23 protein-coding genes are annotated in these 17103 nt (G+C 56.8%); all 23 read left to right on the forward strand.

Annotated features, from left to right (window positions below; genetic code table 11):
• Nucleotides 1-7: 7 nt before the first annotated feature.
• The 23 genes from rpsN (at nt 8) to BM069_RS18425 (ending at nt 17102) form a co-directional block, all read left to right on the forward strand.
• The gene (gene rpsN, locus BM069_RS18315; protein ID WP_093325866.1) at nt 8-313 is read left to right on the forward strand and encodes a 30S ribosomal protein S14; all 306 of its coding nucleotides are present in this window, start codon (nt 8-10) and stop codon (nt 311-313) included.
• A gap of 12 nt (nt 314-325) precedes the next feature.
• Complete coding sequence (rpsH, locus tag BM069_RS18320) at nt 326-715, forward strand: 30S ribosomal protein S8 (RefSeq protein ID WP_093325868.1); 390 nt, start codon at nt 326-328, stop codon at nt 713-715.
• An 11-nt stretch (nt 716-726) separates the two neighbouring features.
• Entirely contained in the window at nt 727-1260 is a 534-nt protein-coding gene (rplF, locus tag BM069_RS18325; RefSeq protein ID WP_093325869.1) for a 50S ribosomal protein L6, read from the forward strand.
• An 11-nt stretch (nt 1261-1271) separates the two neighbouring features.
• Entirely contained in the window at nt 1272-1634 is a 363-nt protein-coding gene (rplR, locus tag BM069_RS18330; protein WP_093325871.1) for a 50S ribosomal protein L18, read from the forward strand.
• Between the two features lie 127 nt (nt 1635-1761).
• The gene (gene rpsE / locus BM069_RS18335) at nt 1762-2325 is read left to right on the forward strand and encodes a 30S ribosomal protein S5 (protein ID WP_093325872.1); all 564 of its coding nucleotides are present in this window, start codon (nt 1762-1764) and stop codon (nt 2323-2325) included.
• 12 nt (nt 2326-2337) lie between these two features.
• Complete coding sequence (gene rpmD, locus BM069_RS18340; protein WP_093325874.1) at nt 2338-2526, forward strand: 50S ribosomal protein L30; 189 nt, start codon at nt 2338-2340, stop codon at nt 2524-2526.
• 251 nt (nt 2527-2777) lie between these two features.
• Nucleotides 2778-2993: a DUF1127 domain-containing protein gene (locus BM069_RS18345; protein ID WP_139216247.1), complete on the forward strand. Its 216-nt coding sequence runs from the start codon at nt 2778-2780 to the stop codon at nt 2991-2993.
• A gap of 120 nt (nt 2994-3113) precedes the next feature.
• On the forward strand, nt 3114-3323 hold the full coding sequence (locus BM069_RS18350; RefSeq protein ID WP_093325878.1) for a DUF1127 domain-containing protein: 210 nt from the start codon (nt 3114-3116) through the stop codon (nt 3321-3323).
• A 212-nt stretch (nt 3324-3535) separates the two neighbouring features.
• Nucleotides 3536-4009: a 50S ribosomal protein L15 gene (gene rplO / locus BM069_RS18355; RefSeq protein WP_093325879.1), complete on the forward strand. Its 474-nt coding sequence runs from the start codon at nt 3536-3538 to the stop codon at nt 4007-4009.
• A gap of 108 nt (nt 4010-4117) precedes the next feature.
• Nucleotides 4118-5482: a preprotein translocase subunit SecY gene (secY, locus tag BM069_RS18360; protein ID WP_093325881.1), complete on the forward strand. Its 1365-nt coding sequence runs from the start codon at nt 4118-4120 to the stop codon at nt 5480-5482.
• On the forward strand, nt 5479-6054 hold the full coding sequence (locus BM069_RS18365) for an adenylate kinase (protein ID WP_093325882.1): 576 nt from the start codon (nt 5479-5481) through the stop codon (nt 6052-6054). The genes secY and BM069_RS18365 overlap by 4 nt, the downstream gene beginning before the upstream one ends.
• Nucleotides 6055-6316: 262 nt before the next feature.
• A complete protein-coding gene (gene rpsM / locus BM069_RS18370) occupies nt 6317-6685 on the forward strand; it encodes a 30S ribosomal protein S13 (RefSeq protein ID WP_093325884.1) in 369 nt (122 codons plus the stop codon).
• A 15-nt stretch (nt 6686-6700) separates the two neighbouring features.
• Nucleotides 6701-7090: a 30S ribosomal protein S11 gene (gene rpsK / locus BM069_RS18375; RefSeq protein ID WP_093325885.1), complete on the forward strand. Its 390-nt coding sequence runs from the start codon at nt 6701-6703 to the stop codon at nt 7088-7090.
• A gap of 113 nt (nt 7091-7203) precedes the next feature.
• Nucleotides 7204-8220, forward strand: coding sequence for a DNA-directed RNA polymerase subunit alpha (locus BM069_RS18380; RefSeq protein WP_093325961.1), 1017 nt, complete (start codon nt 7204-7206; stop codon nt 8218-8220).
• A 139-nt stretch (nt 8221-8359) separates the two neighbouring features.
• A complete protein-coding gene (gene rplQ / locus BM069_RS18385; protein ID WP_093325887.1) occupies nt 8360-8779 on the forward strand; it encodes a 50S ribosomal protein L17 in 420 nt (139 codons plus the stop codon).
• 162 nt (nt 8780-8941) lie between these two features.
• Nucleotides 8942-10324 carry a trypsin-like peptidase domain-containing protein gene (locus BM069_RS18390; RefSeq protein WP_093325888.1) on the forward strand — a complete coding sequence of 461 codons (1383 nt, stop codon included), beginning with the start codon at nt 8942-8944 and terminating at the stop codon, nt 10322-10324.
• Nucleotides 10325-10329: 5 nt separating this feature from the next.
• Nucleotides 10330-11661 carry a replication-associated recombination protein A gene (locus BM069_RS18395; protein ID WP_093325890.1) on the forward strand — a complete coding sequence of 444 codons (1332 nt, stop codon included), beginning with the start codon at nt 10330-10332 and terminating at the stop codon, nt 11659-11661.
• The gene (locus BM069_RS18400) at nt 11658-12047 is read left to right on the forward strand and encodes a fluoride efflux transporter FluC (RefSeq protein WP_093325891.1); all 390 of its coding nucleotides are present in this window, start codon (nt 11658-11660) and stop codon (nt 12045-12047) included. Before BM069_RS18395 ends, BM069_RS18400 begins: the two co-directional genes overlap by 4 nt.
• Nucleotides 12044-13090 (forward strand): RluA family pseudouridine synthase, encoded by a 1047-nt coding sequence (locus tag BM069_RS18405; protein WP_093325892.1) that lies wholly within the window; start codon nt 12044-12046, stop codon nt 13088-13090. Before BM069_RS18400 ends, BM069_RS18405 begins: the two co-directional genes overlap by 4 nt.
• A 57-nt stretch (nt 13091-13147) precedes the next feature.
• Nucleotides 13148-13825 carry an HAD-IA family hydrolase gene (locus BM069_RS18410; RefSeq protein ID WP_093325894.1) on the forward strand — a complete coding sequence of 226 codons (678 nt, stop codon included), beginning with the start codon at nt 13148-13150 and terminating at the stop codon, nt 13823-13825.
• Entirely contained in the window at nt 13822-14532 is a 711-nt protein-coding gene (locus BM069_RS18415) for an ATP12 family chaperone protein (RefSeq protein WP_093325895.1), read from the forward strand. Before BM069_RS18410 ends, BM069_RS18415 begins: the two co-directional genes overlap by 4 nt.
• 198 nt (nt 14533-14730) lie before the next feature.
• Nucleotides 14731-15747, forward strand: coding sequence for an amino acid ABC transporter substrate-binding protein (locus BM069_RS18420; RefSeq protein ID WP_093325897.1), 1017 nt, complete (start codon nt 14731-14733; stop codon nt 15745-15747).
• Between the two features lie 122 nt (nt 15748-15869).
• Nucleotides 15870-17102 (forward strand): amino acid ABC transporter permease, encoded by a 1233-nt coding sequence (locus tag BM069_RS18425; protein WP_093325898.1) that lies wholly within the window; start codon nt 15870-15872, stop codon nt 17100-17102.
• Nucleotide 17103 lies beyond the last annotated feature (1 nt).

Here is a 17103-nt window from a genome sequence, read left to right on the forward strand (position 1 = left end):
TTACGACATGGCTAAAAAAGCAATGATCGAACGCGAGAAGAAGCGCGAACGTCTGGTAGCGAAATACGCCGCCAAGCGTGCCGAGCTGAAAGAAATCGCAGCCGATGAGTCTAAGCCGATGGAAGAGCGTTTCAAAGCGCGTCTGAAACTGGCCAAACTGCCGCGCAACAGCTCGGCAACACGTCTTCACAACCGTTGTCAGCTGACCGGTCGTCCCCACGCTTACTACCGTAAGCTGAAGGTCTCCCGTATTGCGCTGCGCGAGCTGGGTTCTGCAGGTCAGATCCCCGGCATGGTCAAATCTAGCTGGTAAGGAGAGAGAATTATGAACGATCCTATCGGTGATATGCTGACCCGTATCCGTAACGGCCAGATGCGTGGCAAGTCTGTGGTTTCGACCCCAGCTTCCAAACTGCGCGGCTGGGTTCTGGATGTTTTGGCCGACGAAGGCTACATCCGCGGCTACGAGGCGTCTGAAGAGAACGGCCATCCGGCGTTCGAAATCAGCCTGAAGTACTACGAAGGCACTCCTGTTATCCGTGAGCTGAAGCGTGTTTCCACGCCCGGTCGTCGCGTATACATGGGCGCTGATGACATCCCAACCGTCCGTCAGGGCCTGGGTGTGTCGATTGTCTCCACCTCTAAAGGTGTGATGTCGGATGCAAGCGCACGCTCCAACCATGTTGGTGGCGAAGTGCTCTGCACGGTCTTCTAAGGAGAGCTGTAATGTCTCGTATTGGTAAAAAACCGGTCGAGCTGCCCAGCGGCGTAACTGCTTCTGTCTCCGGCCAGACCATCGAAATCAAAGGTCCGAAGGACACCCAGTCTTTCACTGCAACTGACGACGTCACCGTTGCAGTAGAAGACAACGTTGTGAAAGTGACACCGCGCGGCTCGTCCAAGCGTGCACGTCAGCAATGGGGCATGTCCCGCACCGTCATCTCAAACATGGTGACTGGTGTAACCTCGGGCTTCAAAAAAGAACTCGAAATCAACGGTGTTGGTTATCGTGCGCAGATGCAGGGCAACACCCTGAAGCTGTCGCTCGGTCTCTCGCACGAAGTGAACTTCGAAGTTCCGGCCGGTATCACTGTGACCGCGCCGAAGCCGACCGAAATCATCGTTGAAGGTACTGACAACCAGCTGGTTGGCCAGGTTGCGGCGAACATCCGCGAATGGCGTAAGCCCGAGCCCTACAAAGGCAAAGGTATCAAGTACAAAGACGAATATATCTTCCGCAAGGAAGGTAAGAAGAAGTAAGGACCAGACAGATGGCAAACAGCAAACGGACACTGTTCCTCAAGCGCCGCCTGCGCGTCCGGAACAAACTTCGCAAGGTCAATGGCGATCGCAAGATGCGTCTTTCGGTACACCGCAGCAACAAGAACATCAGCGTTCAGCTGATCGACGACCGTGCTGGCGTGACCGTAGCGGCAGCTTCGTCGCTCGAGAAAGATCTTGGCGTTGTCGGCAAAAACAACATCGAAGCAGCCACCAAAGTGGGTGCCGCGATTGCCGAACGTGCCAAGAAGGCTGGCGTGAGCGAAGCTTATTTCGATCGCGGCGGTTTCCTCTTCCACGGCAAAGTGAAGGCCCTGGCCGACGCTGCGCGTGAAGGTGGCCTGAGCGTATAAAAACTTGCGGGGGACGTGCTGCGATGTGGCGCGTCCCCCCGATGATCCGGGAGGTTGGGTTTCGGCCTGACTTCACTGGGATCGGACAGAATTAGGCGCCACGCGCCAGTAGATAAAGGAATGCCAAATGGCAGAACGTGAAAACCGCCGGGGCCGCGGTCGCAACCGCGAAGAAGAAACCCCGGAATTCGCCGATCGTCTCGTAGCGATCAACCGTGTTTCGAAGACCACCAAAGGTGGTAAGAACTTTGGCTTCGCAGCTCTGGTTGTTGTCGGCGATCAAAAAGGCCGCGTAGGCTTCGGCAAAGGTAAAGCGAAAGAGGTCCCTGAGGCCATCCGCAAAGCCACCGAGCAAGCCAAGCGTCAGATGATCCGCGTGCCGCTGCGCGAAGGTCGTACCCTGCACCACGATATGGAAGGCCGTCACGGCGCCGGTAAAGTGGTTATGCGTACCGCACCTGAAGGTACCGGTATCATCGCAGGTGGTCCGATGCGTGCCGTTTTCGAAATGCTCGGCGTCAAAGACGTTGTTTCGAAATCGATCGGTTCGCAGAACCCCTACAACATGATCCGCGCAACCATCGACGGTCTGAAAAAAGAAGCCAGCCCCCGTCAGGTTGCTGCTCGTCGTGGCAAGAAAGTTGCTGACATCCTGCGCAAGGATGAAGCACCTGCCGAAGCTGCAGAGTAAGGAGACTGAGTTATGGCTAAAACCATCGTAGTAAAACAGGTCGGTTCGCCGATCCGTCGCCCCGCAGACCAGCGCGCCACTCTCGTGGGCCTGGGCCTGAACAAGATGAACCGCACCCGTGAACTGGAAGACACACCTTCCGTTCGTGGCATGGTTAACAAGATTCCGCATCTTGTGAAAATCATCGAAGAAAAGGGCTGAGCTAACCGCTCATAAGCTTTTAGAAGACGCCTCCGCTTTTGCGGGGGCGTTTTTTTGTGGCCTGACCCGCCGCCTTCGGAGCGAAATTGTTGTTTGCGCTACCGGAGTTAACCTCGACATTCGCAAACTGCATAACGGGCATGCGGATTTTTGCGTTGTCTGCACAATTTTTCAGCCTATTTGAGCTTCAGAATTTGAAACAACGCGCTTGGCACCGGCGTGGCGCACCGGAGCTCTTAAGGACACTTACAATGCAACATGCACATTCTTTGTACATCGAACCCATCGACGTCGTAGGCCGCATCCAGCGCGCCATCGAGGATTTCCGCACCAGCCGTGTGCAGGCAAAAGCCTTCAAGAATACCGTTCGCGAACTGTCGAACCTGACCGACCACGAACTGGCTGATATTGGCGTAGATCGCGCCGACATCGTGGCTGTTGCCCAACAGGCCGTTTCTGCCGCCTAACACTCACGGACCGAGCAGACCAAAGAGCCTCGGACACCGGTCCGGGGCTTTTTATATTCACGACCGACGGAGAGGGCTCCGCGGCACGTTAAATAACAAAAAGGAACAAACAACGTGGCAATGATCGAAACAACCTCCCGCACTGCACCGACTTTTTTTGCGCGCCTCAAAGATTTGTGGCGGTCCAACCGTGATGCCTACATCGTGCGCATCAGAACCAACGCAACGGTGCGTCGCCTCAATAGTATGACCGACCGCGAACTCTCAGACATTGGCGTGTCGCGGTACAATATCTATGACGTAGCCGAAGACGCTGCACGCCGCGGCTAAAGGCGCAACAAACCAAGCTGCCACGCCTCCGCTCTGCGGGGGCGTTTTGGTTTTTGGGGAATGGTGACTGAGCGTAAGTCCTTTCGCTTGATCCCGGCAGACAACCAGTCTATACGCGCCCAGTGGTCAGTCTGACTGCAAGAATCAAAACCAAGAAAAGCCGTGTTTGGCCCGATACGCTTCGTGGGTCAGTTCCGGCAAGGAGAAGCGAAATGAAACTGCACGAACTCCGTGACAATGAAGGCGCAACCAAAAAACGTATGCGCGTTGGCCGTGGCCCCGGTTCCGGTAAAGGTAAAATGGGTGGCCGTGGTATCAAAGGTCAGAAATCCCGTTCGGGTGTGGCTATCAACGGCTACGAAGGCGGTCAGATGCCTTTGTACCAACGTCTGCCTAAGCGTGGCTTCAACAAGCCGAACCGCAAGGCATTTGCCGTTGTAAACCTGGGCCTGATCCAGAAATTCGTCGACGAGAAAAAGCTGGACGCATCTGCTGCGATCACCGAGGACGCGTTGATTGCATCCGGTCTGGTACGCCGCAAACTGGATGGTGTCCGCGTTCTGGCAAAAGGCGAAGTTTCCGCCAAGCTGAACATCGAAGTGACCGGCGCCTCCAAGGCAGCAGTGGCTGCTGTCGAGAAAGCTGGCGGCTCTCTGACAGTCAAATCCGCGACAGCGGCTGAATAAGAGGTTGTGAGCGGGCGGATACCCGCTTACATAATCTTGAAAGTTTTCCAGACGCCGCCAAACCGGGAAACGGTTCTGGCGGCGTTTTTAGTCTAAGAGAGATCCTAAATGGTATCTGCAGCAGAGCAAATGGCGGCCAACACGAGCTGGGCCGCACTTGGAAAAGCCACCGACCTGCGCAACCGCATCCTGTTCACGCTGGCGCTTTTGATCGTCTATCGTCTGGGCACATGGATTCCGGTTCCGGGCATTGACGGTGTAGCGCTTCGTGAATTCATGGAGAGCGCGTCGCAAGGCATCGGTGGCATCGTGTCGATGTTCACGGGCGGCGCATTGGGCCGAATGGGCATCTTTGCTCTGGGCATCATGCCTTATATTTCTGCCAGCATTATCGTTCAGCTTCTGGGCTCCATGGTGCCTTATCTTGAGCAACTCAAGAAAGAAGGCGAGCAGGGTCGCAAGAAAATGAACCAATACACCCGCTACGGCACGGTGGCATTGGCGGTTTTGCAGTCCTATGGCCTCGCGGTCAGCCTTGAGGCCGGTGAACTGGCGACTGATCCTGGTCTCTATTTCCGACTGAGCTGCATGATCACACTGGTGGGCGGTACCATGTTCCTGATGTGGCTAGGTGAGCAAATCACCGCGCGCGGTCTCGGCAATGGTATTTCGTTGATCATCTTTGTTGGCATCATCGCGGAATTGCCTGCGGCGATGGCACAGTTCTTCATCTCCGGCTCGACTGGCGCCATCAGTGGCGCAGTGGTTGTCGGGGTGATCGTCATGGTCATCCTAACGATCGCGTTTGTTGTGTTTATGGAACGTGCCTTGCGCAAGATCCATATTCAGTATCCGCGTCGTCAGGTGGGCATGAAAGTCTATGACGGCGGCTCCAGCCACTTGCCTGTCAAAGTGAACCCCGCAGGCGTGATTCCGGCGATCTTTGCAAGCTCCTTGCTGCTGCTGCCGACCACGATCTCGACCTTCTCCGGCAGCCAGACCGGCCCGATCATGTCGACTTTGCTGGCGTACTTCGGTCCGGGTCAGCCTCTCTATCTGCTGTTCTTCGCTGCGATGATCGTTTTCTTTGCGTACTTCTATACGTTCAACGTCAGCTTCAAACCTGACGATGTGGCCGACAACCTGAAGAACCAGAACGGTTTCGTGCCGGGCATCCGTCCGGGTAAGCGCACTGCGGAATATCTGGAATATGTGGTGAACCGCGTGCTTGTGCTGGGTTCGGCCTACCTTGCGGCAGTTTGTCTCCTTCCTGAAATTCTTCGTGGCCAGTTTTCGATTCCCTTCTACTTTGGCGGGACTTCGGTTCTGATTGTTGTGTCGGTGACGATGGACACCATCCAACAGGCGCAGAGCCATTTGCTGGCCCATCAGTATGAAGGGCTGATTGAGAAATCGCAGCTGTCTGGCAAAGGCCGGAACAAGCGCAAACGCAAAGGACCCGCTCGTCGATGAATATTATCCTGCTTGGCCCGCCGGGTGCCGGTAAAGGCACTCAGGCTGGCCGTCTTGTTGAAAAGCGCGACATGATCCAGCTTTCGACCGGTGACATGCTGCGTGCGGCAAAAACTTCGGGCACTGAAATGGGCAAGAAAGTTGCTGCGGTCATGGACCGTGGCGAGCTTGTCACCGACGAGATCGTGATCGGCCTGATCCGCGAGCAGCTTGAAGGCGACAAGAAGGGTGGTTTCATCTTTGACGGCTTCCCGCGCACGTTGGCACAGGCGGACGCTCTTGCGGCTCTGCTGGAAGAGTGTGGCGAGACGCTGGACGCCGTGATCGAGATGCAGGTAGACGACGAGGTTCTGGTGGACCGCATCGTTGGCCGCGCCAAAGAGGCGGTTGCCGCTGGCGGCACAGCCCGTGCGGATGACAACGAGGAAAGCCTGAAGGTGCGCCTGATGGCGTATTACAAACAGACTTCGCCGCTGATCGGCTACTATCATGCCAAAGGCGACCTGAGCTCGATTGACGGATTGGCGTCGATGGATGAGGTCGAGGCGTCGATTGCGGGTGTGTTGGGATAGGGTCCTGACCAAGTCATGAATTTGAAACCCCGTCGGCTTCGGCGGGGTTTTGTTTTTGGATACTCCCGACAGGTGTTGACACCCCCTGCAAACCCCCATAAATCACCTCATCTCCTACCGGAGAATCAATTCTTTGCTTGTGGGTCGCACCCGCACTGCAAGACCACCTGATCAGCTGAGGCCCGATCGCTTAACGCGTCGGGCTTACGTTGTGAAAAAAGGTTCCGGAGTTACGGAACCGCAACGAAAAGGAAAGTGACACGTGGCACGTATTGCCGGCGTAAACATCCCGACCCACAAACGGGTCCCGATCGCCCTCACATATATCACTGGTATTGGCCCGGCCTCTGCCAAAGAAATCTGCACCGCAGTCAACATCGACGAAACTCGTCGCGTGAACGAACTGTCCGACGCAGAAGTGCTGTCCATCCGTGAGCACATCGATGCAAACTTCACCGTTGAAGGTGACCTGCGTCGTGAAGTTCAGATGAACATCAAACGCCTGATGGACCTCGGCTGCTATCGCGGTCTGCGCCATCGTCGTAACCTGCCCGTTCGCGGTCAGCGTACCCACACCAATGCTCGTACCCGCAAAGGCCCCGCAAAGGCCATCGCTGGCAAGAAGAAGTAAGGGAGGGTTTGATCAATGGCACGCGATAAGACTCGTACGAAGAAAAAAGAGCGCAAGAACATCGCTTCCGGTGTTGCTCACGTGAACTCTTCTTTCAACAACACCAAAATCCTGATCTCCGACGTTCAGGGCAACGCAATTTCCTGGTCCTCCGCTGGCACCATGGGCTTCAAGGGCTCTCGTAAGTCCACGCCTTATGCTGCTCAGATGGCTGCAGAAGATGCAGGCAAAAAAGCGCAGGATCACGGCGTTAAGACGCTGGAAGTTGAAGTGCAGGGTCCCGGTTCTGGCCGTGAATCCGCACTGCGCGCGCTGGCAGCAATCGGTTTCAACATCACATCGATCCGTGACGTGACCCCGATCGCACACAACGGCTGCCGCCCGCCGAAGCGCCGCCGCGTCTAAGCGACAGCAATACTACCCTGGGGCTGTGATACTCACGGCCCCAGTTCGTCATTTTGAAACCTCGGGCGTCTGGTTCTTTCGGACATGGGAAACAGACAAGTATGGAGGGACGCATGATCCACAAGAATTGGGCTGAATTGATCAAGCCGACCCAGCTTGAAGTGAAACCGGGCAACGACCCCGCGCGTCAGGCAACTGTTGTTGCTGAGCCGCTGGAGCGTGGCTTTGGTCTTACGCTGGGCAACGCGCTGCGCCGCGTACTCATGAGCTCGCTGCAAGGTGCAGCGATCACCTCTGTTCAGATCGACAACGTTCTGCACGAGTTCTCGTCTGTTGCAGGTGTGCGTGAAGACGTCACCGACGTGATCCTGAACCTCAAGGGCGTGAGCCTGCGTATGGAAGTCGAAGGCCCTAAGCGTCTGTCGATCTCCGCCAAAGGCCCGGGTGCCGTGACTGCCGGTGATATCTCCGACAGCGCCGGCATTGAGGTTCTCAACAAAGACCACGTAATCTGTCACCTTGACGATGGCGCTGACCTGTATGTTGAGCTGACCGTGAACACCGGCAAAGGCTATGTCTCCGCTGACAAGAACAAGCCGGAAGACGCACCTATTGGTCTGATGCCGATCGACGCGATCTATTCGCCGGTCAAGAAAGTGTCTTATGACGTTCAGCCGACCCGTGAAGGTCAGGTTCTGGACTATGACAAACTGACCATGAAAATCGAAACCGACGGATCTGTTACGCCGGAAGATGCCGTGGCGTTTGCTGCGCGTATTCTTCAGGATCAGCTGTCGATCTTCGTGAACTTCGATGAGCCGGAATCGGCTGGTCGTCAGGAAGAAGACGATGGTCTCGAGTTCAACCCGCTTCTGCTGAAGAAAGTGGACGAGCTGGAACTGTCTGTTCGTTCGGCAAACTGCCTGAAGAACGACAACATCGTTTACATCGGCGATCTGATCCAGAAAACCGAAGCGGAAATGCTGCGCACACCGAACTTCGGCCGCAAATCTTTGAACGAGATCAAAGAAGTGCTGTCGGGCATGGGTCTGCACCTTGGCATGGACGTCGAGGACTGGCCGCCGGACAACATCGAAGATTTGGCCAAGAAGTTCGAAGACAACTTCTAAGAGTTTCGGGCGGGGGCAACCCCGCCCAATTCTACAAATGCCCGGAATTGCCGGGGAACACATGGGCAAATGCCCCAAGGAGAGTGGCTGACACGCATCGGCCGCCAGACAAAGCAAAAACGCAAGTAGGAGAATTCAAATGCGTCACGCTCGTGGTTATCGCCGCCTGAATCGTACACACGAACACCGTAAGGCATTGTTTGCCAACATGGCGGGTTCGTTGATCGAACACGAACAAATCAAAACCACCCTGCCCAAGGCCAAAGAACTGCGCCCGATCGTTGAAAAGATGATCACGCTGGCCAAACGTGGTGATCTGCACGCGCGCCGTCAGGCCGCAGCACGTCTTAAAGAAGACCAGTATGTCGCGAAACTGTTCGACATTCTTGGCCCGCGCTACAAAGACCGCCAAGGCGGCTATGTCCGCATCATGAAAGCCGGTTTCCGTTATGGCGACATGGCACCGATGGCGATCATCGAATTCGTGGATCGTGATGTCGACGCAAAAGGCGCAGCCGACAAGGCACGCGTTGCAGCAGAAGAAGCTGCTGAAGAATAAGAGGTTTCCGGTTTTTCCGGTCCTTGCAAAGCCCTCGCCCATCGGCGGGGGTTTTTTTTGTGGGTGCAATCTGTTGCCGGCCGATCAATTGTCCTATGGCGTTTGGTTGAAAACTTGGACCTGCCCGCGCATATGCTTTGAAAGCAAAAAAAGGACTCCTGTATGCTCCGCCCCCTCGCGATTGCCCTGTCACTGGCCGTAGCCGCGCCTGCTCTGGCCGAAACACAAATTCCGCAGTCCCAAGCTGAAATCAGTCTTGGTTTTGCACCTCTGGTGAGGGAGGCCGCGCCGGCAGTGGTGAATATTTACGCCAAACAGGTCATCCAGGCCCGTCAGACCCCGTTTTCCGGCGATCCGTTTTTTGACCAGTTCTTCCGGAGCTTCGGCGACACCAAACCACAGGTTCAGAACTCTTTGGGCTCGGGAGTGATTTTGTCTGAGGACGGGATTGTCGTGTCCAACTATCATGTTGTGGGTATGTCGACAGACATTCGGGTGCAGCTGAAAGACCGGCGGGAATACAAGGCGCGGGTTCTGCTGGCCGATGAAGAAAGCGATCTGGCGATCATGCAGCTTGAAGGAGTGGACGGCCTGCCGTTTCTGAACCTGCGCGACAGTGATGGCGTCGAAGTTGGTGAATTGGTTCTGGCGATCGGCAACCCGTTCGGTGTGGGGCAAACAGTGACCAGCGGTATTGTGTCGGGATTGGCACGGTCCGGTGTTTCCACAGGCAACGCGCGGGGCTATTTCTTGCAAACCGATGCGGCAATCAACCCCGGCAACTCGGGCGGAGCGCTGGTGGATGTGAACGGCGATCTGGTTGGTATCAACACGTCGATTTTGACGCGCTCTGGCGGTTCTAACGGGATCGGTTTTGCCATTCCTTCGAAACTGGTTGGCCAATTCGTTAAACAAGCCCGCGACGGGTTTGACAGCTTTCAGCGCCCTTGGGCCGGCATGTTCGGCCAGCCCGTTGATGCGGATATGGCGGACGGCCTTGGCCTTGACCGGCCAGGTGGGATCGTGGTGTCGGACATGCATGCCGTCAGCCCGTTCCTTGCTGCCGGTCTTGAAGCCGGAGACGTCATTCTGGAAGTTGACGGTCAGCCGGTGAACACACCCGCCGAAATGGTATTCCGTATGTCTGTTGTGGGCTTGGGACAAGAAGCGGACGTGCTGGTTGTGCGCGATGGTGAAGAACAGGTTTATAGCGTTCCTTTGAACACAGCGCCGGAAGAGCCATCGCGGGAGACCGTGGAGACCGGCGAACGGTCCGCGATTCCTGGGTTGGTGGTGAGCAATGTGAACCCCGCCGTTGTTGGGCAGTTTGGCCTGCCGCTAGGTATTTCCGGAGTGGTTGTGGAGAAGCCGGGACCAGTCGGTGCGCGGTTGGGATTGAATCCAGGTGACGTGCTGCGAGCGGTTGATGGCAAAGACGTTGGCACAACAAAAGAGGTTGATCAGGCTTTGCGCAAGGCCAAGAAACGCCTTACGCTAGAGGTCCAACGCGGCACGCAACGTGTCACGATGCGGTTTCGACTCTGAGGACTATGGCCGACCTTTTTGACATTCCCAATTCCGGTGGTGGGACCACCAATGAGGGCGCGGGCGAAAGCAACGCGCCCCGTCCTTTGGCGGACCGTTTGCGGCCCAAATCGCTGGGCGAGGTGATCGGACAAGAGCAGGTTTTGGGGCCCGAAGCCCCCTTGGGCGTGATGCTGTCGTCGGGGTCTTTGTCATCGCTGGTGTTCTGGGGGCCGCCCGGCGTGGGCAAAACCACAATCGCCCGGCTTTTGGCGGATGAGACCGACCTGCATTTTGTCCAGATCAGTGCGATTTTTACTGGCGTTCCTGAGCTTAGGAAAGTGTTTGAGGCCGCCAAAGTGCGGCGTGCAAACGGCAAAGGCACTTTGCTGTTTGTGGATGAAATCCACCGGTTCAACAAAGCGCAGCAGGACGGATTTTTGCCCTTCATGGAGGACGGCACGATCCTTTTGGTGGGCGCGACAACCGAGAACCCATCGTTTGAACTTAACGCTGCGGTTATCAGCCGGTCACAGGTTCTTGTTTTACAACGCCTGAGCCTCGCCGATTTGGAGCGATTGGCCCAAAGGTCGGAAAAAGAGCTGGGCCGGGCATTGCCCTTGGACGGGCCAGCACGCGAGGCGCTGTTGGAGATGGCGGATGGCGACGGGCGGGCTTTGCTGAACCTGATCGAACAGGTCATGGCGTGGCGTGTGGAGGGTAAGCTCGATACCGATGCCTTGTCGACGCGACTGATGCGCCGGGCGGCAAAATACGACAAGTCGGGTGATGAGCATTACAACCTGATTTCCGCGCTGCACAAATCAGTGCGGGGCTCTGATCCGGACGCAGCGCTTTATTGGTATGCGCGGATGCTGGAAGGTGGGGAAGACCCTCGGTTCTTGGCGCGGCGGATCACGCGGATGGCTTGCGAAGACATCGCGCTGGCAGACCCGCAGGCGCAGGGTGTGTGTCTGGATGCTTGGGAAACCTATGAACGGTTAGGAAGTCCTGAAGGCGAATTGGCGCTGGCGCAGGCGGTGATTTATCTGGCGCTCGCGCCCAAAACCAACGCAGGCTACATGGCCTACAAAGCCGCGCGGAGATTGGCAAAAAAGACGGGCTCCGAGCCGCCGCCCAAACATATCCTGAACGCGCCGACGCGTCTGATGGAGGAGCAAGGCTATGGCGATGGGTATGAGTATGACCACAACGCCGAAGGTGGTTTCTCTGGACAGAACTACTTTCCGGACGGTGTGAAACGGCCGGTGCTCTATTCCCCGGTCGAGCGCGGGTTCGAGCGAGAGCTGAAGCGGCGTTTGGACTATTTCACCAATCAGCGACTGAAAAAGCAATGATCATGAACGTTGCATATGTGGCGTTTGGCGGCGCTATTGGGGCGGCCTTGCGCTATCTCGTTGGCCTGAGTGTGATCCGCGCCATAGGGCAGGGGGCCTTGGGCGGTTTTCCAGTGGCAATTATCACCGTGAACATCCTCGGCTCGTTTCTGATGGGTGTTTTTGTGGTCGCTGCGGCTCAACGCGGGCTGACACATCTGTCGCCATTGGTGATGACTGGCCTTTTAGGCGGGTTTACGACGTTTTCAGCCTTCTCTCTTGAGACTGTAACGCTGATTGAGCGTGGACAATGGGGCGCGGCTGGTGTTTATGTCGCGCTTTCCGTTATTGGGTCGGTTGGCGCGTTGTTTTTGGGTGTGTTGATCGCGCGTGGAGTATTCGCATGAGCCGGGTTCAGACCATCATTATCGAAGAAGACGACGCGGATCAGCGTCTTGATCGCTGGTTCAAGCGGGTGTTTCCGCATATCGGGCAGGGCCGTGTCGAGAAGTTGTGCCGCAAAGGCGAAATCCGTGTGGATGGTGGGCGTGTAAAGGCTTCGACTCGCCTTGAAGCTGGCAACGAAGTGCGCATTCCGCCGCTTCCGGCCCCGGGCGAGATGCCTCCGCGACCCGTGGACATGCGAATTTCCGACAAGGACGCCAAGATGATCCGCGACTGCGTGATCTACAAAGATGACCATGTGATCGCGATCAACAAACCGGCGGGGCTGCCCACGCAGGGCGGCAGCAAGCAGACCAAACACGTAGATGGCCTTGCAGAGGCCCTGCGGTTTGATTTTGAGGAAAAACCGCGTCTGGTGCACAGATTGGACAAGGACACGTCTGGTGTTCTGTTGCTCGCGCGGACCCGCAAGGCAGCGCAGTCCCTGACGGCCGCGCTGCGTCACAAAGAAACGCGCAAGATATATTGGGCGGTCGTGGCCGGAGTGCCGACGCCTTATTTGGGTGAGATCAAATACGGGCTGGTCAAAGCAGCCGGGCATGGCAAACGCGGCGAAGGTGAAAAAATGCACGCGGTGCATCCACGCGACGTCGACGCAACGCCTGGAGCCAAGCGAGCACATACGCAATACGCGACGTTGTACCGAGTGGCGAGCCGCGCAAGCTGGGTTGCGATGGAGCCTTTGACAGGCCGCACGCATCAGCTTCGGGCCCATATGGCCGAGATCGGTCATCCGATCATTGGTGATGGCAAATATGGCGGTTCAGGGCAGGAAAACCTTGGTGATGGCTGGGGGGCACAGTTGGGAGGCATCATTTCTAACAAATTGCACCTGCACGCCCGCACCATGGCCTTTGAACATCCTGAGACCCGCAAGCCGGTGACAATCCATGCGGAGTTGCCCCCGCACATGGCGCTCACATGGGATACCTTCGGCTGGACTCCGGATCTTGCAGACGAAGATCCCTTTGAAAGCCTGCGCTGAGCTTGACGCCCTTTCGTTCACGTGGTGAAGCATCGCTTGAGCGCGAAGGGACAGGCTATGCGGCTAAAGCTGGTGATATTTGATGTGGACGGCACGCTGGTGGACAGCCAAGCCGACATTTTGGGGTCGATGCAGGGGGCCTTTGACGGGCTTGGGCTGGCGCCGCCGCCAAAGGATGCAATCCTCAGTATTGTTGGCTTGTCATTGGATGTGGCGATGTTGCGGTTGGCGCCACAGGTCGATGCGGTGACACGCGCGGCCTTGGTAGAAGGCTACAAGCAAACCTATATGCAGCGCCGCGAAGCGGTGGGCACCGAGGAAAGTTCCCCGCTTTACGCTGGCGCACGGGACGCTTTGGATCGATTGAAAACGCGTGACGACATTTTTCTTGGCGTGGCGACCGGAAAATCTCGCCGCGGGCTGGACAAGTTGATCGAGGGTCACGGGCTTGAGGGGTATTTTCTGACGCGGCAAGTGGCCGATGATCATCCAAGCAAACCAAACCCGTCTATGATCTTGGCAGCACTTTCCGAGATGGGTATGGAGCGTGCCGACGCGGTGATGATTGGCGACACTTCTTATGACATGGAGATGGCGCAGGCTGCGGGGGTCGCGGGCCTTGGTGTCGGTTGGGGGTATCATCCGACATCGGCACTCAACGCGGCGCGACTGGTTATTGAAGACTACGCAGCGCTGGACGGCGCTTTGGCAGAGATATTCGGAGACACGTCATGAGCGGCTGGGCAAAGAAACGATTTTGGAAAGACACTGCAGTTGTTGAAACCGAACAGGGTTTCGGCATCGCTTTGGACGGGCGCTCTGTAACAACTCCGGCAAAGACCTCCCTTGTGATGCCGACCCGCGCCATGGCCGAAGCTGTGGCCGCAGAGTGGGATGCCCAGGAAGATGTAATTGATCCCGCTAGCATGCCGGTGACGCGCTCAGCGAACGCGGCAATTGACAAAGTGGCCACTCAGCACGGCGAGGTGGCAGATATGTTGGCGGAATACGGCGGCAGTGACTTGCTGTGCTATCGCGCAACGTCGCCGTCGGAGTTGATCGCGCGTCAGGCAGAAGGCTGGGACCCTTTGCTGGTCTGGGCGAAGGACACTTTCGGCGCCGATCTTGAAACGGTTTCCGGCGTCATGTTCAAGGCGCAGGACCCTGAAGCGTTGGCACGTTTGAGCGAGCAGGTTCACGGATTTGACAATTTTCAGCTCGCGGCCTTTCACGATCTGGTCGGGATCTCCGGTTCTCTGATCATTGGCCTTGCTGCGGTGCACGATTTGCATCCGATTGAAACGCTTTGGCAATTGTCGCGAATCGATGAGCAGTGGCAAGAAGATCAATGGGGTGTAGATGAAGAGGCGGCTGCCGAAGCCGCACAGAAAAAACATGCGTTTGTGCATGCCTACAATTTCTTTAAAATGACTGGCAACTAACCGCTTTGGAGGCCAAACTGGCCAATTTGGTCAGCCACGCAATCATTGATTGATAAGCGTGATGGGCCTCTTGACGTTTGGCGATGAATGCGAGCAAACTGCCTTTGATGCATGGGGGGTGTAATCTCCGCACATCTATTTCGGCCCCTTGGGCCAGATGAACCACCCGAGAAGGGTGGACAACAGGAAGAGGTAAAAATGAAAAAATCCGTACTCTTTGGTGCACTGACGGTTGCTGGCCTGGCGGCCGGTGCTGCGGCTGCTGGCACGCTGGATGACGTGAAAGCACGCGGCAAACTGAACTGTGGTGTGACCACCGGTCTGGTCGGCTTTGCCGCGCCCGACGCAAACGGCGAATGGGAAGGCTTTGACGTTGGCGTATGCCGCGCAGTTGCCGCCGCCGTTCTTGGCGATCCGAGCGCAGTTGAATTCGTGCCGACCACCGGCAAGACCCGCTTCACCGCGCTGGCGTCTGGCGAAATCGACGTGCTGGCACGTAACACCACTTGGACGTTCTCCCGTGACGTTGACCTCAAGTTCACCTTTGTTGGCGTGAACTACTATGACGGTCAGGGCTTCATGGTTCCGAAGGAACTGGGTGTTTCCTCTGCGAAAGAACTGGACGGCGCGACTGTTTGTATTCAGACCGGCACCACCACCGAGCTGAACCTGGCGGACTTCTTCCGCTCCAACAACATCAGCTATGAGCCGGTTCCGATCGAAACCAACGCTGAAGCTCAGCAGCAGTACCTTGCAGGTGCGTGCGACGTGTACACCACCGACGCATCCGGTCTGGCCGCCACTCGCGCGACCTTTGAAGATCCGGCCGCACACGTTCTGCTGCCTGAAATCATCTCCAAGGAGCCGCTCGGCCCGCTGGTTCGTCATGGCGACGACAACTGGGGTGACGTGGTACGCTGGTCCCTGAACGCTCTGATCACTGCAGAAGAGCTGGGTGTGACCTCCGCGAACATCGAAGAGATGGCTGCTGGCACCAACAACCCTGAAGTAAACCGCCTGCTGGGCACCGAAGGCACACTGGGCGAGATGCTCGGTCTGGACGCCGGTTGGGCCAAAGCAGCCATCATGGCTGGCGGTAACTACGGTGAGCTGTTTGAAGGCAACATCGGTGAGTCCACCCCGATCGGTCTGGCCCGTGGCCTGAACGCTCAGTGGACAAACGGCGGCCTGATCTACTCCCCGCCCTTCCGCTAAACACATCTCGGAAAGGGCGCGGTTCATACCGCGCCCTTTTCGCTTTAGACCGACCCACAACAATAATCGGCCACGGCGCAACGACGCCTTAAAAACAGGCCGAACAACGGGGAAGATCCCATATGACTACTTTGACCGACCCTCCCAAGGAGTCGTTCCGGCTGTCTATGCTGATCAATGACACGCGCTACCGCTCGCTCACGTTCCAAGCGATTGCGGCCATCGCGTTGACATTGGCCATCTGGTATCTGGGCAACAACTTGATCCAGAACCTGCGCGCCGCCGGATTGAATATCTCCTACGCATTTCTTGGCGATTCCGCTGGATACGATATCAACCAGCGCCTGATAGAATACGATAGCCAATCCAGCCACGCCCGAGCGGCACTGGTTGGTTTGCTGAACACACTGTTGGTGGCCTTTCTAGCCTGCATCACCGCAACAATCTTTGGCGTGGTCGCCGGCGTTTTACGCCTGTCCAACAACTGGATCGTGTCCAAGTTGATGGCCGTCTATGTGGAAATCTTCCGCAATATTCCGGTTCTGATCTGGATCATCATTATCTTCACCATCATGACCGCTGTGATGCCGGGGCCGCGTGAATTCCGCGGCGACAACGCCACATCGAGCATGGTTCTGGACCTTTTTGCCTTCACCAACCGAGGCGTTTACGTGCCGATGCCGTTCTTTGAGAACGGATTGTTCGGCAACGCGACGCTGAACTGGGTGCTTGTCCTGCTGGTGGCTGTTGGCTCTTGGTACGCAACCCGTGCAAACAATGCCCGCGCGGCCAAAGTGCAGGCCGACACTGGTGTTCGCCCGAACACGCTTTGGGTCAATCTGGCGATTTGGCTGGTGCCGTTTGTGGTTCTGATGTTCATCATGGGGCTCGCATGGGAAGTGCCTGCGCTGAAGGGCTTCAACTTCAAAGGCGGCATCAAGATCGGTGGTCCGCTGATCGCGCTGTGGTTCGCCCTCTCAATCTACACGGGTGCCTTCATCGCGGAAAACGTTCGCGCCGGTATTCAGGCGGTCTCCAAAGGCCAGACTGAAGCGGCCTCTGCTTTGGGTCTGCGTCCCAACAAGGTGATGAACCTTGTGATCCTGCCACAGGCTCTGCGGGTGATCATTCCGCCGCTGATTTCGCAGTATCTGAACATCACAAAGAACTCGTCGCTAGCGATTGCCGTGGGCTATGCGGATATCACCGCTACGCTGGGGGGCATCACGCTCAACCAGACGGGCCGCGCGATCGAATGCGTCCTTCTGCTGATGTTGTTCTATCTCACCGCGTCGTTGCTCATTTCGATGGCGATGAACGTCTACAACGCATCCGTTAAGTTGAAGGAGCGCTGAG

Source organism: Shimia haliotis (genome assembly GCF_900114415.1).
Lineage (GTDB): Bacteria > Pseudomonadota > Alphaproteobacteria > Rhodobacterales > Rhodobacteraceae > Shimia > Shimia haliotis.

Coding starts and splice junctions, on each gene's coding strand:
- rpsN (WP_093325866.1), top strand. CDS start 8: ATGGCTAAAAAAGCAATGATCGAACGCGAGAAGAAGCGCGAACGTCTG.
- rpsH (WP_093325868.1), top strand. CDS start 326: ATGAACGATCCTATCGGTGATATGCTGACCCGTATCCGTAACGGCCAG.
- rplF (WP_093325869.1), top strand. CDS start 727: ATGTCTCGTATTGGTAAAAAACCGGTCGAGCTGCCCAGCGGCGTAACT.
- rplR (WP_093325871.1), top strand. CDS start 1,272: ATGGCAAACAGCAAACGGACACTGTTCCTCAAGCGCCGCCTGCGCGTC.
- rpsE (WP_093325872.1), top strand. CDS start 1,762: ATGGCAGAACGTGAAAACCGCCGGGGCCGCGGTCGCAACCGCGAAGAA.
- rpmD (WP_093325874.1), top strand. CDS start 2,338: ATGGCTAAAACCATCGTAGTAAAACAGGTCGGTTCGCCGATCCGTCGC.
- BM069_RS18345 (WP_139216247.1), top strand. CDS start 2,778: ATGCAACATGCACATTCTTTGTACATCGAACCCATCGACGTCGTAGGC.
- BM069_RS18350 (WP_093325878.1), top strand. CDS start 3,114: ATGATCGAAACAACCTCCCGCACTGCACCGACTTTTTTTGCGCGCCTC.
- rplO (WP_093325879.1), top strand. CDS start 3,536: ATGAAACTGCACGAACTCCGTGACAATGAAGGCGCAACCAAAAAACGT.
- secY (WP_093325881.1), top strand. CDS start 4,118: ATGGTATCTGCAGCAGAGCAAATGGCGGCCAACACGAGCTGGGCCGCA.
- BM069_RS18365 (WP_093325882.1), top strand. CDS start 5,479: ATGAATATTATCCTGCTTGGCCCGCCGGGTGCCGGTAAAGGCACTCAG.
- rpsK (WP_093325885.1), top strand. CDS start 6,701: ATGGCACGCGATAAGACTCGTACGAAGAAAAAAGAGCGCAAGAACATC.
- BM069_RS18380 (WP_093325961.1), top strand. CDS start 7,204: ATGATCCACAAGAATTGGGCTGAATTGATCAAGCCGACCCAGCTTGAA.
- rplQ (WP_093325887.1), top strand. CDS start 8,360: ATGCGTCACGCTCGTGGTTATCGCCGCCTGAATCGTACACACGAACAC.
- BM069_RS18390 (WP_093325888.1), top strand. CDS start 8,942: ATGCTCCGCCCCCTCGCGATTGCCCTGTCACTGGCCGTAGCCGCGCCT.
- BM069_RS18395 (WP_093325890.1), top strand. CDS start 10,330: ATGGCCGACCTTTTTGACATTCCCAATTCCGGTGGTGGGACCACCAAT.
- BM069_RS18400 (WP_093325891.1), top strand. CDS start 11,658: ATGATCATGAACGTTGCATATGTGGCGTTTGGCGGCGCTATTGGGGCG.
- BM069_RS18405 (WP_093325892.1), top strand. CDS start 12,044: ATGAGCCGGGTTCAGACCATCATTATCGAAGAAGACGACGCGGATCAG.
- BM069_RS18410 (WP_093325894.1), top strand. CDS start 13,148: ATGCGGCTAAAGCTGGTGATATTTGATGTGGACGGCACGCTGGTGGAC.
- BM069_RS18415 (WP_093325895.1), top strand. CDS start 13,822: ATGAGCGGCTGGGCAAAGAAACGATTTTGGAAAGACACTGCAGTTGTT.
- BM069_RS18420 (WP_093325897.1), top strand. CDS start 14,731: ATGAAAAAATCCGTACTCTTTGGTGCACTGACGGTTGCTGGCCTGGCG.
- BM069_RS18425 (WP_093325898.1), top strand. CDS start 15,870: ATGACTACTTTGACCGACCCTCCCAAGGAGTCGTTCCGGCTGTCTATG.